This window comes from Gibbsiella dentisursi (assembly GCF_039539505.1).
In the GTDB taxonomy this organism is placed as follows: domain Bacteria; phylum Pseudomonadota; class Gammaproteobacteria; order Enterobacterales; family Enterobacteriaceae; genus Gibbsiella; species Gibbsiella quercinecans.
On sequence record NZ_BAABDG010000004.1, the window covers coordinates 1 to 13,621 of the forward strand.

General features: G+C 60.8%; 14 protein-coding genes. 4 read left to right on the top strand and 10 right to left on the bottom strand.

Annotated features, from left to right (window positions below):
* The first annotated feature begins 457 nt into the window (after nt 1–457).
* Nucleotides 458–1,339, top strand: a complete 882-nt coding sequence (locus ABFX35_RS13735; protein WP_346081735.1) for a formylglycine-generating enzyme family protein — start codon at nt 458–460, stop codon at nt 1,337–1,339.
* A 187-nt stretch (nt 1,340–1,526) separates the two neighbouring features.
* Here ABFX35_RS13735 and ABFX35_RS13740 read toward each other — a convergent pair whose 3' ends face one another.
* The 10 genes from ABFX35_RS13740 to ABFX35_RS13785 all read right to left on the bottom strand — a co-directional run bounded on the left by ABFX35_RS13740 (nt 1,527) and on the right by ABFX35_RS13785 (nt 10,252).
* Nucleotides 1,527–2,879, bottom strand: coding sequence for a nucleobase:cation symporter-2 family protein (locus tag ABFX35_RS13740; RefSeq protein ID WP_279028033.1), 1,353 nt, complete (start codon nt 2,877–2,879; stop codon nt 1,527–1,529).
* Nucleotides 2,880–2,972: 93 nt separating this feature from the next.
* Nucleotides 2,973–3,308: a hydroxyisourate hydrolase gene (gene uraH, locus ABFX35_RS13745; RefSeq protein ID WP_279028034.1), complete on the bottom strand. Its 336-nt coding sequence runs from the start codon at nt 3,306–3,308 to the stop codon at nt 2,973–2,975.
* Nucleotides 3,301–3,801 (bottom strand): 2-oxo-4-hydroxy-4-carboxy-5-ureidoimidazoline decarboxylase, encoded by a 501-nt coding sequence (uraD, locus tag ABFX35_RS13750; protein WP_095845847.1) that lies wholly within the window; start codon nt 3,799–3,801, stop codon nt 3,301–3,303. The genes uraH and uraD overlap by 8 nt, the downstream gene beginning before the upstream one ends.
* The gene (hpxK, locus tag ABFX35_RS13755; RefSeq protein WP_346081738.1) at nt 3,798–5,057 is read right to left on the bottom strand and encodes an allantoate amidohydrolase; all 1,260 of its coding nucleotides are present in this window, start codon (nt 5,055–5,057) and stop codon (nt 3,798–3,800) included. The genes uraD and hpxK overlap by 4 nt, the downstream gene beginning before the upstream one ends.
* Nucleotides 5,057–6,298, bottom strand: coding sequence for a pyridoxal-phosphate-dependent aminotransferase family protein (locus ABFX35_RS13760; protein ID WP_346081740.1), 1,242 nt, complete (start codon nt 6,296–6,298; stop codon nt 5,057–5,059). The genes hpxK and ABFX35_RS13760 overlap by 1 nt, the downstream gene beginning before the upstream one ends.
* Nucleotides 6,299–6,344: 46 nt before the next feature.
* The gene (locus ABFX35_RS13765; RefSeq protein ID WP_095845850.1) at nt 6,345–7,088 is read right to left on the bottom strand and encodes an amino acid ABC transporter ATP-binding protein; all 744 of its coding nucleotides are present in this window, start codon (nt 7,086–7,088) and stop codon (nt 6,345–6,347) included.
* Nucleotides 7,069–7,722 carry an amino acid ABC transporter permease gene (locus tag ABFX35_RS13770; RefSeq protein WP_279028050.1) on the bottom strand — a complete coding sequence of 218 codons (654 nt, stop codon included), beginning with the start codon at nt 7,720–7,722 and terminating at the stop codon, nt 7,069–7,071. Before ABFX35_RS13770 ends, ABFX35_RS13765 begins: the two co-directional genes overlap by 20 nt.
* A 2-nt stretch (nt 7,723–7,724) precedes the next feature.
* Nucleotides 7,725–8,390 (bottom strand): amino acid ABC transporter permease, encoded by a 666-nt coding sequence (locus ABFX35_RS13775; protein ID WP_095845852.1) that lies wholly within the window; start codon nt 8,388–8,390, stop codon nt 7,725–7,727.
* 12 nt (nt 8,391–8,402) lie between these two features.
* On the bottom strand, nt 8,403–9,194 hold the full coding sequence (locus ABFX35_RS13780; RefSeq protein ID WP_346081743.1) for a transporter substrate-binding domain-containing protein: 792 nt from the start codon (nt 9,192–9,194) through the stop codon (nt 8,403–8,405).
* A 218-nt stretch (nt 9,195–9,412) separates the two neighbouring features.
* Nucleotides 9,413–10,252 carry a MurR/RpiR family transcriptional regulator gene (locus ABFX35_RS13785; protein WP_121555740.1) on the bottom strand — a complete coding sequence of 280 codons (840 nt, stop codon included), beginning with the start codon at nt 10,250–10,252 and terminating at the stop codon, nt 9,413–9,415.
* 129 nt (nt 10,253–10,381) lie between these two features.
* Between ABFX35_RS13785 and ABFX35_RS13790 the strand changes: the two genes are divergently transcribed.
* From ABFX35_RS13790 to ABFX35_RS13800, 3 genes are all read left to right on the top strand, one after another.
* Nucleotides 10,382–11,968 (top strand): gamma-glutamyltransferase family protein, encoded by a 1,587-nt coding sequence (locus ABFX35_RS13790; RefSeq protein WP_279028043.1) that lies wholly within the window; start codon nt 10,382–10,384, stop codon nt 11,966–11,968.
* A gap of 63 nt (nt 11,969–12,031) precedes the next feature.
* Nucleotides 12,032–12,223 (top strand): oxalurate catabolism protein HpxX, encoded by a 192-nt coding sequence (gene hpxX / locus ABFX35_RS13795; protein WP_095848959.1) that lies wholly within the window; start codon nt 12,032–12,034, stop codon nt 12,221–12,223.
* The gene (locus tag ABFX35_RS13800) at nt 12,220–13,620 is read left to right on the top strand and encodes an AtzE family amidohydrolase (RefSeq protein WP_095845855.1); all 1,401 of its coding nucleotides are present in this window, start codon (nt 12,220–12,222) and stop codon (nt 13,618–13,620) included. Before hpxX ends, ABFX35_RS13800 begins: the two co-directional genes overlap by 4 nt.
* Nucleotide 13,621: the final 1 nt, after the last annotated feature.

Sequence of the window (13,621 nt, forward strand, 5' to 3'; positions counted from 1 at the left end):
GGGAGAAAAAAGTTATTCGGGGGCGTCAGGGCGCTCCATCAGATTCACTTACTATGGTCCGTGAAAGCATGAAGCCGGACACAGTATCGGGTCCTCCATCTCGATCGAGTGGTTTCCGCTGCGTTGAGAACAGCCCGACAATACATTGATTGATTAAAAAGAAAATTACGTTTTTATAATTTTTTCATATGGTTGATAAAATGTGGTAATCGGGAAAGGCATAGCGGCATAAGCTGCCGACTAGCGCAAAACAAAGGGATTTTGACATGAAAAAGAGGATTATACCGAAGGGCAACAGATGCTATACGGTAATGAGCGGAGCCTATCGATACCTGCCGGAAGCCCCGGCCATTCCACCCGGCCATATCAATATGTCCACCCTGCCATTGAAAGAAGTTCTGCCGATATATCTCTATAGCTGTACGCAGCTGGTTGCTTCCATGCACGGAGGTAAATCATGACGCGGATACATTATGGCCTGGCGGGGGCTCTGATAATGTTGGCGCTGTGTGGCTGTCGGGACGAACAAAAGCTAAAAGCAGAACAGGATGCGCTGGTTAGCACCGCACTGGATAACATGGTGGCGGTGAAAGGCGGCCGTTTTCAGATGGGAGACTTTGGCCCCCTTATTGGTGAAAAACTGCCTTTCAGTGCGGATACAGACAACAAGCCACTGCACTGGGTTGAACTGTCTGATTTTCGCATCAGTCGATATCGGGTGACCTGGGGCTCGTTCAATCTCTGGCTGGATATCCAGAGACGGGAACGGAATAATTACTATCAAGAGACCAGGAATTATAAAGATCCTGACTATGCCCCTCTGAAGATTGCTCTTGGTGACAATTATCCGGCCTCTGCCAGTTGGAATGATGCCCGCGCTTACTGCCTGTGGCTGGGACTGGTCAGCCACCGGCATATTGACCTGCCGACAGAAGCACAGTGGGAATATGCCGCACGCAGCCGGGGCCAATTCCTGATTCTGGCTAATAGCGATAATCACTGGTATTACGAGGATAACAAAGCCCGTAACATCGCTCCCTCAGCGGAAAACCGCCCTGTCGGGAGTTATGCCCCAAATCCTCTTGGTTTGTATGACATGCTGGGGAACGGAACTGACTGGGTTAAAGACTGGTATGCAGCAGATTATTACAGCTATTCACCTGAAAAAGATCCTCAGGGGCCGGAAACAGGGGAGAAAAAAGTTATTCGGGGGCGTCAGGGCGCTCCATCAGATTCACTTACTATGGTCCGTGAAAGCATGAAGCCGGACACAGTATCGGGTCCTCCATCTCGATCGAGTGGTTTCCGCTGCGTTGAAAACAACCCGACAATACATTGATTGATTAAAAAGAAAATTACGTTTTTATAATTTTTTCATATGGTTGATAAAATGTGGTAATCGGGAAAGGCATAGCGTCGTAAGCCGCCTAACGGCCTCTCTGTATGGGTGCCCCGAATATCTCATTAACGATTGGCGGTTTTATCAATAAATTCAAGGGGGCGGCGCCTTTGCCGCCCCTTGTGGTTCAGGAAGCCTCGTCACCGACGGCGCTTTTGTCTTCTGCTTCCACCTGGTTGAACAACATGTTCAGTAGCAGCGCCGCCAGGCATGAGGCGCTGATGCCGGAGTGCAGCAGGGTGCGCACCCAGTACGGGAACTGATCGTAAAACGTCGGCATCACGATGGGGATCATGCCGAAGGCGATCGCCGTCGCCACCACCACCAGGTTCATGTTGTCCTTGTATTCCACCTTCGCCAGAGTGCGAATGCCGCTGGCGGCCACCGAACCGAACAGCACCACCCCAGCGCCCCCCAGCACCGGCAAGGGGATACAGGCCATTATCGTGCCCAATATCGGCAGCACGCCGAGCACCACCAGGATCGCGCCGCCGGCGCTGACCACAAAACGGCTTTTCACGCCGGTGAGCGCCACCAGCCCGATATTCTGGGCAAATGAGCTTTGCGGGAACGAATTGAACACCGGCGACAGCGCGCTGGAAAGCATATCGGCGCGCAGGCCGTTGGCGATGCGGCGCGAACCCACCGGTGAACCGACGATCTCCCCCACCGCAATCAGCCCGGCGGTGGTTTCAGTCAACAGCACCAGAACAATCAGCAGCATGGAAAGAATCGCGCTCAGCTCAAAGGTCGGCCAGCCGAAGGCGAAGGGCGCCGGTATCGCCAGCCAAGGCCCGCTGCCCACCGCCGAGAAATCCACCTTGCCCATTAACGCCGCCGCCGCACAGCCGGCCGCCATCGCCAACAGCACCGCCAGGCGTTTCAATGCCGGTGAACCGACCTTGTTCAACAACAGGATCACCGCCAGCGTCGCCGCCGCCAGGCCGATATTCCCCGTCGAGCCCCAGTCCGGCGCCTTGGCATTGCCGCCCATCGCCCAGCGAATAGCCACCGGCATCAGCGACAGGCCAATCACCGTCACCACCGTGCCGGTCACCACCGGGGGAAAGAAGCGAATAATCTGCGAAAAAAACGGCGCGATCAGCAAACCGATCAACGAAGCCGCGATCACCGCGCCAAACACCGCCGGCAGGCCGCCGCCACCGTTGACAATCGTGACCATCGTCGCCACGCCGGCGAAGGAAACCCCTTGCACCAGCGGCAAGCGCGAACCAAAGCGCGGTATCCCCAGGGTTTGCAACAGCGTGGCCAGCCCGCTGACAAACAGCGCCGCCGTCACCAACATGCCTATTTGCGGCGCGCTCAGCCCGGCAGCCGAACCGATAATCAGCGGCGGCGTGATAATGCCGCCATACATCGTCAAAATATGCTGTAAACCGTAGGCAAAGGTTTTACCCAGCGGCAGTTTTTCGTCTTCCGGGCGGCACGCGGCCGCGCCCCTCTCTTGCGATAGAGCCATAATTCCCCCGCTAACTGGGTCATCGAGATGTCATGTCATCGGGCTGGGAACCCCGCCCGGTGGTTGCGCGGTATTGCGCGATCGCTAAGGCGCTTAACTGCCCCGATACGTTGAGTATGAGTACGGGCTGACCAACAGCGGCAGATGGTAATGCTGTTGCGCATCCTCAATGGCAAAATCGATAATTGCCGTCACGTACAGGGTTTGCCGTTGGCTTTGGGCGAAATAGCCGCCCAGATCGGCATTCAGGCGATAGCGCCCGCCGGCCAGGCCATCTGGCGTCAAATCGCGCACGCGGCCGTCGGCGTCGGAGTGGCTTTCCGCGACCACCCGCCACTGTTGGTTTTCCAGCCGCTCCAGCCAAACGCGCACGCCGGCCGCCGGCTTGCCGACGGAGGTATCAAGAATATGGGTGCTGATATTACTCATGGCTTAATAGCTCCTTAAAACGCAGCGATACGATTTCACGCAGTTGCTCGGCGGTTTCCTGCTGCTCCTGCTCGGGGCTGTTTTGCAGCCGGCGCTCAAGCTCACGCAGGATGGTTTGCCCGTCGCGCCCGGCGGCGCGGATCAGGAATACCTGGCCAAAGCGGGTTTCGTAGCGCAGATTGCCGTCCAGCAGGGCCTGCGCCAGTTCCGCATCCCGGCTATTCACCGCCGCCTGCTCACGCCGGGAAAACTGTGCCGCCTGCCCCTGGCCGTTGGCACGTTCGCCGATGCGCGGGTGCGCCGCCAACGCCACCGCCACTTCTTCCGGCTGCCAGTCGAGCGCCGCCTGTTGGCCAAAGGCCAGTGCGGCCGCCACGCTGTCAAACGGCCGGGCGGCGATCACCGCATCGATCCAACGGGCGATATCCACACACGGGCGCAGCAGGCGCGCGGCTTCTGGCGCCGGCAGTTGGTTAAACTGTTGTAACCTCATGCGTTATCCCCCCAACTTGCCACCGTCTGGCAATACACCTGAATAGCCAGCGCCACGTCCGCCTGGGTGACGGATTCATCCGGGTGGTGGCTGATGCCGCGATCGCAGCGCACAAACAGCATCCCCACCGGCCACTGTGCGGACACCGCGATCGCATCGTGGCCGGCCCCGCTTGGCAGCGCCGGGCTTTGCCCCTGCACCTGTATCACCCCGTCATGCCAGCGCCGTTGTAGATCGGCGTCGCAGGCAGTGGCGTCAATGCGGTAAAACTCCTCGCTGGCGAAGTGCACACCGCGGCGGGCGGCGATCGCCTGCGCCTGCTCCAGCAACCCGGCCAACAGTTGCGCCAGCGGGCCGTCCTGCGGGCCACGCACGTCAAGCGACAGCGTGACCTGGCCAGGAATGACATTCACCGCGCCAGGCACGGCTTCGATGCAGCCGACGGTCGCCACTAAGTGCGGATCGCTGCTGCGGGTGAGATTTTCCACCGCCACCATCCACTCGGCCGCCGCCGCCAGCGCATCGCGGCGCTGGCCCATCGGCACGGTGCCGGCATGGCCGGCTTCGCCGGTAAAGGTGCAGTTCAGGCGGCGCGCGCCGTTAATCGCTGTCACCACCCCCAGCGCCAGGCCGGCGGCTTCCAGGCACGGCCCCTGTTCGATATGCAGTTCCAGATAGGCGCAAAATGCCTCTTTGGCGCGTTTCGCTTCGCCGATGGCATCAGGATCCAACCCAGCGTCGCGCAACGCCTGCGCCACGGTGATACCGTCGGCGTCAGTGCGCTGCAGCCAGTCTGCCGGCCATTGGCCGGTGATGCCTTTGCTGCCGAGCAAGGTAATGCCAAAGCGGGTGCCTTCTTCGTCGGCAAAGCCAATCACCTCTATCGCCACCGGTAGGCGGCGCCGCTGGGCATGCAAATGCGCCACCACTTCCAGAGCGGTCAGCACGCCCAGCATGCCGTCGTAGCGCCCGGCATTGCGCACCGTATCCAGATGCGATCCCAACAGCAACGCCGGCGCGCCCGGGGTTTGCCCTTCATAACGGCCGCAGATATTGCCGACGCTGTCCTGCCAGACCGTCATGCCCAGCGCGCGCATCCAGTCGCCCACTCGTTGGTTGGCGCGCAGGTGTTCGGGCGAAAGGTATACCCGCGTCAGTTGGCCCGGCGTACTGCTGATTGCCGCCAGCGCGTCGCAGCGCGCCAGCACGCGCGCCGCGGCCTGCTCCGCCGCCTGGGCCGACAACAATGTCGTCATCAGCAGCCCCCTGCGCTATAGGTGTTCCAGGCCGCCTGCAACGCCTCGCCCTGCTTGCTCACGAAGCCCAGGCGGTTCAATACCGCTTCCAGCGCCGCCAGCGTTTGCAGCACACAGTCTTTGCGCGCGTTGTAGCCCATGGTGCCGATGCGCCAGATTTTGCCCTGCAGCGGGCCGAACGAGGTGCCGATCTCAATGGCGAAATCGTTCAGCATCATCTGGCGCACCTGCTCACCGTGTATGCCCTGCGGGATCACCACACCGAGCACGTTGTTCATCCGGTTGTCCAGATCGCCAAACACCGCCAGCCCCATGCCCTGAATGCCGGCCAGCATTGCGGTGCCATGCAGGCGATGGCGTTCAATGGTGTTGTCCAGCCCTTCTTCCAGGATCACCCGGGCGCATTCGCGGGCGGCGAATAACATGCTGGTGGCTTCCGTATGGTGGTTGAGGCGCTCCGGCCCCCAGTAATCCATGATCATGCCCAGATCGAAGTAGTTGGAATAGATCATCTCCTCTTCGCCGTTGGCGTGATCGGCAGTGCGGATCCCTTCTTCCACGCATTTGCGGCGGCGAACTATCTCTTCAAAACGCGGGCTGAGGGTAATCGGGGAGCTGCCGGACGGGCCGCCCAGGCACTTTTGCAACCCGGCCGATACGGCGTCCAGCCCCCAGGCGTCGGTTTCCAGCGGGTTGCCGGCGAACGAGGCGGTGGCGTCGGTATAAAACAGCACGCCGTGGCGGCGGCAAATCTCGCCGAGCTGGTCAAGCGGCTGCAGCATGGTGGTTGACGTATCGCCCTGCACCGTCAATAGCAGGCGCGGGCGCACCGTTTTAATCGCATCTTCAATTCGATCGGCGCTGAACACTTCGCCCCACGGCGCTTCAATGGTGTGCACTTCAGCGCGGCAGCGGCGGGCGATTTCACACAGCAGGTGGCCAAAGCGGCCAAACACCGGCACCAACACCTTATCACCGGGGCGGATGGCGGAAACCAGCACCGCTTCAATGCCGGAACGGGAAGTGCCGTCCACCAGCATGGTCCAGCGGTTTTCCGTGCGGAAAAGCGCCCGGTACAGTTCCATCACCTGGTTCATGTAACCGGTCATCGCCGGATCGTACTGGCCAATCAGCTGGCTCGACATGGCACGCAGCACGCGCGGATCGGCGTTGATTGGGCCGGGGCCCATCAGCAGACGTTGCGGTGGGTTTATCTGATCGAATTTGCTGATATCTAACATGTTATTTCCTTGCGAGCTTAATAAGTTATTATCTTGTTGTCTTATTTCAGGCTTCCGACAGCCCACGGACGGAGGCGATGAACTGCTTCAGCTCCTGGGTTTGCGGATTGGCGAACACCTGGCGGCTTTCGCCCTGCTCCCACACTTTGCCCTGGTGCATAAACACCACCCGGTCGCCCACTTCGCGGGCAAAGTTCATTTCATGCGTTACCAAAATCAGCGTCATGCCTTCGGCGGCCAGTTGTTCGAGCACTTTCAGCACTTCGCCGACCAGTTCGGGATCAAGCGCCGAGGTGATTTCATCGCACAGCAGCACCTTGGGGTTCATGGCCAGCGCCCGGGCGATCGCCACGCGCTGCTGCTGGCCGCCGGACAGGTTGGCCGGTGCATAATCCATCCGCTCTCCCAGGCCTACCTTGTTCAGCATCTCTTCCGCCAGCTCGCGGCACTCCGCCGGGCTTTTCTTTAACACCCGGCGCGGCGCCAGCATTACGTTTTCCAGCGCGGTCATGTGCGGGAACAGGTTGAAGTTCTGGAACACCATGCCGATGGAGCGGCTAATCTCGCGCGCCTGCGAATCACGATCGGTGATCGTCATACCGCCCAGCTTGATGCTGCCTTCCTGATAGCCTTCCAGGCCGTTGATGCAGCGCAGCAGGGTGCTTTTCCCCGAGCCGCTGCGGCCGATGATCGAGATCACCTCGCCCATGTCGATATCCAGATCCACACCTTTCAGCACATGATTCTGGCCGTAATATTTTTGAACCTGATTAATTGTGATGAGCGGCATGGAATTTTTTCTCCAGGTAATGGCTGTAGCGCGACAGCGGGTAACACATCAGGAAGTAGCCCAGCGCAACCAGGCCAAACACTTTAAACGGCTGGTAAGTCACGTTGTTCAGCATGGTTCCGGCTTTGGTCAGCTCAATGAAGCCGATAATCGACGCCAGCGCGGTGCCCTTGATCACCTGCACCGAAAAACCGACCGTCGGGGCGATAGCGATACGCACCGCCTGCGGCACAATCACCCGCCACATCGTTTGGCCGAAGCTCAGCCCCAGGCAACGGCAGGCTTCCCATTGCCCCTTCGGCAAAGCGGCAATGCTGCCGGACCAGATATCCACCAGAAACGCGCTGGTGAACAGCGTCAGCGCCAGCGCAGCGGCGGCCCATGGGCTGACGTCAATGCCGAACAGCGCCAACCCGAAAAACGCCAGGAACAGCTGCATCAGCAGCGGCGTGCCCTGGAACAGCTCGGCATACATGCGCACAAAGCGCAGCGCCCAGCGGCGCTTGCTCAACCGCAGTAACAGCAAAGGGAGCGTGACCAGCGTGCCGCCGAAGAACGCGGTCAGCGAAAGCAGCAGCGTCCAGCGCGCGGCCAGCAGCAAATTGCGCACGATATCCCAGTCGGTGAATGTCATCATCAGGCCTGGCTCCCCAAAAAGCGTTTACCGGCGGCCAGCAGTAGCTGGCGCATCAGCACCGAAAGCAACAGATAAAACAGCGTCGTCACCAGATACACCTCAAAACTGAGGAAGGTGCGCGACTGAATCAGGTTGGCGGCAAAGGTCAGTTCTTCAAACGCCACCTGTGAAACCACCGAGGAACCGAGCATCACGATGATGCACTGGCTCACCAGCGCCGGATAAATACGCTGTAGCGCCGGCGGCAGCACCACGCGCAGGAATATCTGGCCGCGCGTCAGCCCCAGCACCCGGCCGGCTTCCCATTGGCCTTTCGGCGTAACCTGGATGCCCGCGCGGATGATCTCGGTGCTGTAGGCACCGAGATTAATCACCATCGCCAACAGCGCCGCCTGGCCGGCGGTCAGTTTCCAGCCCAGGCTCGGCAAACCGAACACGATAAAAAACAGCTGTACGACGAACGGCGTATTGCGCACCACCTCGACGTAAATCCCCCAGATACGGCTTAACAGGTTGGTTTTCCCGCTGCGGATTGCCGCACCGCAAATCCCCAGCGCCACGCCCATAATGGTGGCCATGGCCGTCAGCTCAATGGTGGTCAGCAAACCCGCCAACAGTTCGGGCATGAACGGCCACAGTGCGGGAAAATTCAGCTGATAGGTCATCAGGCTCTCCCGTTATGCGCCAAGATCGGCCGGCAACGGCGCCTTCAGCCATTTTTCCGACAGGCCGTTGAGCGTGTTGTCCTTCAGGGCCTGCTCAATCAGTTCATTCACTTTGGCTTGCAACGCCGGTTCGCCCAGGCGCAGGCCGACATAGCACGGCGAATCCTTCAGCATGAACTTGGCAACCGGCGCCTTGGCTGGGTTCTGGCGCGCAATGGCGCTCACCACCAGGTTACCGGTCGCCACATACTGCACCTGCCCGGACAGGTAGGCCGACAGCGTGGTGTTGTTGTCTTCGTAACGTTTGATCTGGGCGCCCTTCGGTGCGCTATCGCTCAATACCATGTCTTCCACCGCACCACGCGTCACCCCCACCGTTTTGCCGTCCAACCCGGCGGCGTCATGCAGGGCGTCGTCTTTCGGCCCGAAAACGCCCAGGAAAAACGGCGCATAGGCGCGGCTGAAGGCGATGGTCTTTTCACGCTCCGGGTTTTTGCCCAGGCTGGAGATCACCAGATCCACTTTGTTGGTTTGCAGATAGGGCACCCGGTTGGCGCTGGTTACCGGCACCAGTTGCAACTTAAGTTTCATTTTATCGGCCAGGTAGTGCGCCATATCGATGTCATAACCCTGCGGTTGCAGATCCGTGCCCACCGAGCCAAACGGCGGGAAATCCTGCGGCACCGCCACGCGCAAAACACCGCGTTGCTGGATATCCTGCAGTTGATCCGCCATCGCCGTCGCGGCCTGCGCCAACAGCACCACCGCCCCCAATGCTGCAACCAGTGTTTTTTTAATGCTCATAAATGTATCCCCAATGGTGAGATGATGAAACAAAAGATTCTTTGATTCATTTCATTGCAACTAATGTGCCAAAGCATGCGGGAGTTAATAATCTGCTTTAACCCCGAGGGGTTAACGTTTTACGCGGGAATGCCCCCCGCCGGGGCGCGGCGAGAAGAAGGGAAAAAAACGGAAAGCAAAGCACCGCTATGGTGCAAAAGCACCAAAACAGCGCTTCGCTAGCGGTGCTCCAGTTCGTCCAGATCGCTGTACAAATCCGCAATCTGGTAAATACGCTGCCTGCCGAGCGCCAGCGACTCATGCAGCAAGGCATTGCTGAGCAGGTTTGCCAGGCTCATGGCGCAAGAGTAGCTGTCGAAAGCGGAGACGCTGTCCAACGGCGCCGGCAAGTGCCATGTCGCCAGCGGTATCAACGCCTGCGCCTGCGGCTCGCAGATCAACAGCGTCGGCACCTGCTGAATCTGCAACTGCGTGAGCAATGCCCGCAGCAGCCGCGGCCGGCGGCGGAACGCCACCAGAACCACCATGTCGCGCCCGGAAAGATCCACCAGTTCTTCCGCCAGCGTCTGGCCCGGCTGCGGCACCAGCAGCACGTTTTCACGCACCTGCAGCAGTTGCTGGCGCAGGTGCATCGCCACCGGATAGCTGTTGCGAAAGCCCATCAGCACAACCCGCCCGGCCTGCGCCAGTTTGCCGATCACCGCCGTAAACTGCTGGGCATCGATCTGGTTCACCCAGTGGGTCAGGTTCGCCATTTCCTGCTTGTAATGGCGCGCCAATAGCGTATTGCCCTGCACCGCATCGCGGTTGTCGGTCAGCGGCATGCCGCTTTGGCGCAGCGTGCGCAGTTCGTCGCGCATAGCGCGGTAGCTGGGGTAGCCCAGCCGTTTAAACAGCCGGCTGACGGTGGCCTTGGAAACCCCGCTCAACCGCGCCAGCTCCGCACTGTTGTAGCTGATCAGATCGTCAAAGTGATCGAAGATAAAATCCGCCACCCGTTGTTCCTGCGGCGTCAGTTGCGGATACTCACTACGCAGGCGTTCATCAATCTGCTTCATTGCTACTCCTGCTGTAACATTTGTTTCAGCGGAACATAGCACAGCCAAATAAGATTCCGCCAGCCTGCAAATCTGGAACGTCTCTTGCTTAACTTATTGATTGATGCAGACCATAACAAGGGCTTACTCATGATTAACAGTAATACCGCACCATTAGGCATGGCGGTCACCCCTCACCACCTGGCCAGCGAAAGCGCACTGGCCGTGCTGCGCGAAGGCGGCAACGCGATTGAAGCCATGGTGGCGGCAGCCGCGACCATTGCGGTGGTCTACCCGCACATGAATAGCCTGGGCGGTGACGGCTTTTGGCTGATCGTACCGCCGCAGGGCGATCCGGTGGCCATCGATGCCAGCGGCGCGGCCGGCTCCCTGGCTACGCTGGATTTCTACGCCGGCGAAAGCCGCATCCCCCACCGCGGGCCGAAGGCGGCGCTGACCGTTGCCGGCACCGTCGGCGGCTGGCAGGAAGCCCTGGCGTTCTCGGCGGAGCTGGGTGGGGAGCAGCTGCCCCTGCCGCGCCTGCTGGCCGATGCCATCCGCTATGCGGCGGACGGTATTCCAGTCACCGCCTCACAGGAGGCGGCCACCCGCAGCAAATACCACGAGCTGGCGAACCTGGACGAATTTGCCCGCACCTACCTGCCCAAGGGCGAAATCCCGCACTGCGGGCAGCGTTTCTGCCAGCCGCTGCTGGCGGAAACCCTGATTGCGCTTTCCGAAGAGGGGCTGGATAGCTTCTACCGCGGCCGGCTGGCCGAATGCATGGCGGCGGATATGGCGAAGCTCGGGATGCCGCTCACCGCGCAGGATCTGGCAGACTATCGCCCGCGCCGGCGCACGCCGCTGCGCTTGCAGCACCAGAAAGGCGAAGTGTTTAATCTCACGCCGCCTACCCAGGGGCTGGTGTCGCTGGCGATCCTCGGCCTGGCCGACCGCCTGGCGCTGGAAGGCAAGGACGACGGCACCACGATCCACGGGATCGTAGAAGCCACCAAACTGGCTTTTGGCCTGCGCGATCGCTACATCACCGATCCGCGCGAGATGACCCAGGATCCGCAGGCGCTGCTCGAACCGGGCTATCTGGATGAACTGGCAAAACAGATCGACGGCGAGCACGCCGCCGCCTGGGGCCAGGGAAAAGGGCCCGGCGATACCGTATGGATGGGCGTGATGGACAGCAGCGGGCTGGCGGTGTCGTTCATCCAGAGCATCTATCACGAATTCGGCAGCGGCGTTGTGCTGCCCAACAGCGGGGTGCTGTGGCAAAACCGTGGCGCGTCGTTCAGCCTGGATGCCAACCACCTGCTGGCGCTGGCGCCCGGCAAGCAGCCTTTCCACACGCTCAACCCGGCGGCCGCACGCCTGTATGACGGCCGCACCCTGGTTTACGGCTCCATGGGCGGCGACGGCCAACCGCAAACCCAGGCGGCGGTGTTTATCCGCCATGTGGTTCAGGGGCTACCCTTACAACAGGCCATCAGCAACCCACGCTGGCTGCTTGGCCGAACCTGGGGCGAAAGCTCCGACTCACTGAAGCTGGAGCGCCGCTTTAGCGCCGAAACCATCGACTACCTGCGCCAACGCGGCCATGAAGTCGAACTGCTGCCGGACTTCAGCGAGGCCGTCGGCCATGCCGGCGCCATTGTGCGCCACACGAATGGCATGCTGGAAGGCGCGTTCGATCCGCGCAGCAACGGCAGCGCCGCCGGCTTCTAGCCGCCGTCCCCCTCAAGCCGGAGGGGCGTAGGCTTGTTTCACACATTTATCGGGGAAAACACCATGAACAACATACCGGCAGCCGACTGGGCCGCCTACATCCGCCAGATGGAAACCATCCTGGCGCTGGAGCTGGACGATGCGCGCCGCGCAGAGTTACTGGTGCAATTCAACCGCATTGCGGCCATGGCCGAACCGCTGATGGCCTTCCCGCTGGATCAACGTTTGGAAATCGCAGGAGTGTATCGCGCATGAACCCACTCAGTGAGCTGTCGATCGCCGAGATCCGCAGTGCGCTCAAGCAAGGCGCCATTTCTGCCCGTGAGATCGCCCAGCAGACACTAGACCAGATCGATGCGCAAAACCCGGCGCTTAATGCCTACACGCACATTACCCGCGAGCGAATGCTAAGCGAAGCCGATCATCTGGATCACAGCCGTGCCAACGGCCAACCGCTGCCGGCATTGGCCGCGATCCCCTACGCGGTGAAAAACCTGTTCGACGTCACCGGCGAAACCACCCTGGCCGGCGCCAGCCTGTTTAGCGATCGCCCGGCGGCCAAGCGCGACGCTTGGGTGGTTGCCCGCCTGGCCGCGCAAGGCGCCATGCTCTCCGGCATGCTGAATATGGATGCCTATGCCTATGGCTTCACCACGGAAAACAGCCATTACGGCGCCACCCACAACCCGCACGACACCACGCGCGTCGCCGGCGGTTCCTCTGGCGGTTCAGCCGCGGCGGTGGCGGCCGGGTTGGTTAACTTCGCGCTCGGCAGCGACACTAACGGCTCCATTCGCGTGCCCTCTTCGCTGTGCGGCATCTTCGGGCTCAAACCCACCTTTGGCCGCCTGTCGCGCAGCGGCAGCCAGCCGTTTGTCGCCAGCCTGGATCATGTCGGCCCGATGGCCCGCCGGGTGCGCGATCTGGCGGCTGTCTATGACGTGATGCAAGGCACCGATATCGAAGATCGCTTCCAGGCGGACAAACCCATCACCCAAACCGAATCGCTGTTGCCGCGCGGCCAGCAGGGGCTGCGCTGTGCGGTGTTGGGCGGCTATTTCCAGCAGTGGTGCGATGATGACGCCAAGGCGGCCGTGCGCCAAGTGGCGCAGGCGCTGGAAGCTTCAGAGGAAGTCGAACTGCCGCTGGCCGAGCTGGCACGTTCGGCGGCGTTTATCCTTAGTGCGTCGGAGGGCGGTAATCATTATTTGCCGCTGCTGCGCAGCGAACCGGCGCGCTTTGAGCCCAACTCGCGCGAGCGCCTGCTGGCCGGGGCAATGCTGCCGGGGGCTTGGTATGTGCAGGCACAGCGTTTCCGTAATCATTTCCAGCAACAGACGCTGCCGCTGTTCACGCAATGGGATATCCTGATAGCACCCGCGACGCCGTGCTGCGCCACGACGATCGGCCAGGAGAGCATGCGCATCAATCATACCGATTTACCCACCCGCGCCAGCATGGGCATGCTAACCCAGCCGATTTCATTCCTCGGCCTGCCGGTGGTGACGGTGCCGCTGAAAACGGCCGGCGGCCTGCCTATCGGCCTGCAGTTGATCGCCCCGCCGTGGCGCGAAGATTTGGCGTTGCGAGCGGCCCATGCGCTGGAACAGCGCGGCGTAGCCCAATGTGTTTTACCGGGGAAACAGGACTGAA